This is a genomic window from Bartonella sp. AU18XJBT (assembly GCF_028618595.1).
In the GTDB taxonomy this organism is placed as follows: domain Bacteria; phylum Pseudomonadota; class Alphaproteobacteria; order Rhizobiales; family Rhizobiaceae; genus Bartonella.
In genome coordinates, this window is the sequence record NZ_JAQITE010000094.1 from 1 (window position 1) to 2727 (window position 2727).

The 2727-nt window shown below is 39.9% G+C and carries 4 protein-coding genes; 1 reads left to right on the forward strand and 3 read right to left on the reverse strand.

Going from position 1 to position 2727, the window contains the following annotated elements:
• A partial coding sequence (locus PVV60_RS09990; protein WP_273724614.1) for a Rha family transcriptional regulator occupies positions 1-512 on the reverse strand: 512 nt, incomplete at its 3' end.
• Between the two features lie 381 nt (positions 513-893).
• On the opposite strand from PVV60_RS09990, the gene PVV60_RS09995 reads away from it, so the two are divergent.
• A complete protein-coding gene (locus PVV60_RS09995) occupies positions 894-1967 on the forward strand; it encodes a hypothetical protein (RefSeq protein WP_273724615.1) in 1074 nt (357 codons plus the stop codon).
• Positions 1968-1994: 27 nt separating this feature from the next.
• Here the strand turns inward: PVV60_RS09995 and PVV60_RS10000 are convergent, their stop codons facing one another.
• Positions 1995-2348: a hypothetical protein gene (locus PVV60_RS10000; protein WP_273724616.1), complete on the reverse strand. Its 354-nt coding sequence runs from the start codon at positions 2346-2348 to the stop codon at positions 1995-1997.
• A gap of 1 nt (position 2349) precedes the next feature.
• On the reverse strand, positions 2350-2727 hold a 378-nt coding region (locus PVV60_RS10005), incomplete at its 5' end, for a major capsid protein (protein ID WP_273724617.1).

The following is a 2727-nucleotide window of genomic DNA, read 5'->3' on the forward strand; positions in this document are numbered from 1 at the left end:
ACCTCTAACATCTTTGCTGCTTCAATGAGACCGAACAAACCATCAGAACGCTTTAAGCCTTCCAAAGCTTCTGCTTTTGGTGCTAATTCTGCAATAACATGATCTTTCTGCTCTATTTGACTTTGTAAGTGATTCAAAACACCAAGCAATGCCTCGGGTTTGGAGTAGTCAACTTGTGGTGTTGCTACCTGCCTTTCCAACTCTTGCCAACGGTCAATTATCTTTGCTCGTAAGGCGGTCCTGTAACCAGAAACAAGAATTAAACATTCACGCTTAGGAAGGTTATAACAAGGGAGAGTGCGACCTGTTGAATCTTTGTATAACCCTGTAAATTCACTCAATCCAAATTTGGATTCAGTACTTTCAGAGTATAATTCTCCTAACATTTTTCGAATATCACGCATAATATGCGTGTGTTGTTTACCGCACAATTCAGCAATCTCACGACTAGACATAGTCTGAATGCTAACACTATTAGCAGTGCTTTCTCTAATTTCTATAAGTGTGTTCATAATGAACTCCTGTGTAGTTAGAAGTTTCTTATTGACATTCCAGAGGAATGCCGGGTGCTAAGAAACACGGTACACAGTCCGTCGCTATGCTTTTCCCAAAAGGGTATTTTATGGCACAGCCACACCCGACAAAACCATTATATGCGTGTAACATATAACGAGTCAAAGTTTTTAATTGGCGGAGAAAAGATTGTATCGGCAATCTATCCGCTGTGTATTTAAAGTGTTTCTTAGGCACTTGATTCGATTATTCATATCCTTATGATGATGTCAATAGATAATATTACATTTTTCTAAATTATATAGGCACATCTTTACTTTATTTATAGACTCAATTTAAATTTCCACTTTACTTTTTTATTTATAGCGGAGGGGGAGTTAATGCTGGATACCCTTAATATAATTGCAATGATCGTGTGCTTGTTATCATTGCCAATGATGATTGTCGGACTCGTTTTAGTATGTATAAAGAAATGGCGGAAAAACGGACTGAAAACTCTTGGTATTGGAGCTTTATTATTTATCGGCTCTGCGATAGTAGGTTCTTCTGTACACAAAGACAAACCAAATCAAATTACACACAATAATGAAATTGTTACCTCCTCCTCGACTTCGTCAATAGATGTTGCTACTCAAGATGAAAGCGTGACTCAGGCACCAGCTGAGAATACCGATAAGCAAGTTACCTCCATTGAAGACAATAAATCAGATGAAAATGATGAGTTAGGTTTTTGGGGATGGTTTTGGTTAATTTTCTTTGCGTTTTTTGCGTTTTCCATTTTCGCTTATTGGCAAGATAAACGCAAAAAACGTTTTGAAGAGAAAGTTCTAGAACAGGCTTCAATATCGCTCCCTCCTGCACATCCTTCTTCTGATTTCTCAGTCGTTAATAAAACATCTCCAGCACTTAAAAAGGAACAACTGGAAAAGGGAATAAAGAGCTTTCTCCTTTGTGCTCTATTGATTGGAGGCCTTGTAGCAATAATAAATGTTCCTTGGTTATTATTGCCTTTTCTTATTGTTTTAATTTGTGTTCTCATTGTTTATCATGAAACAAAAAAGGAAAAAAGCTTTGAACAAGAAGTTGCGATGTTACAACCAGATATCCCTCCCTTTGATTTTTCTGAAGCATGTGAAATGTTTCAAGAACTTGATGCAAGTGAGTATGATTATCGTTTAGCACGCAATGAAAAACTGTTGGGGGTTCAAGAAAATACCAGATTCATTGACGGTAGAAAAAACAAGTGGGATGGACGTCTTTTGGTAACAAATCAGGCTATTGTGTTTGAAAGCCCTGAAAAGAATGAACGAACCACTTGGACACGAATTGCATCAGTAGCTATAACATATCAAGGATGCCAAATCAGTCGCCGTACCGGTGTACCATGGAATTACGAATTTACTGCTACTCCCGGATTTGCTGCAGTGGTTAGAGCTCTTGGGCAGCCTTATTGATTTTTAAACACACAAGACAAAGATTTTTCATTGTTTTATTTCTCGCAAGATCAGCTTATACATACCGGATTCTGAGGCTTGGACATCTGTGATTACGAAGTGCTCTTGAGAGGGGGCTTTGCTGTTTTCAGGGGAAATGATTACAACATTATCTTGAGGGTTTGGTGGTAAGCCTCCGATATCATTGATGTAAAGATCAAGTTCCTTTCTTGCAATTGTGGTAGGGATTCTGCCACCGGCGTCCGATTCTGAATGCTTAATGGTGTAAATCGCTGTGATACGAAAAGATTGCTGGTTGTCCTTTCGCGTGTAGATGATGGGCTGCCCAAAGGTGTTGCGTACATCTTTAACCATTTTGTTGAGCAGCCCGTGCCAACGCATGTTATTTCGCTCCAATCACGGCTTTAAACAGCATTTCTGGGCGTGTACAGATGTAAAGCGGATAGCTATAGACCTCCGGTTTTACCCATGCATTACGGTCGTGGTCGACGATCAGCATGGTGTAGAGAGGTTTTCCAACCGTGTTGGCAAAATCCAAGCTTTCACCAGGGGAAAAGGTTTTTTGGAATACACCAGGCGCATCAACAGGAAAGAATTGACATTCATCAGGCTTAATGCCTATGGCACGCTTTGTTCCAGCCTTCGCACTCACATTATAGTTGTGGATACTCCGGTAATTAATGAAAGTGACACCTGCAAAGTCAAAACTGCCAAAGCTTCCCGCGCCAATTGCGCTTGGTGTTGCAACACCTCCGGCGCT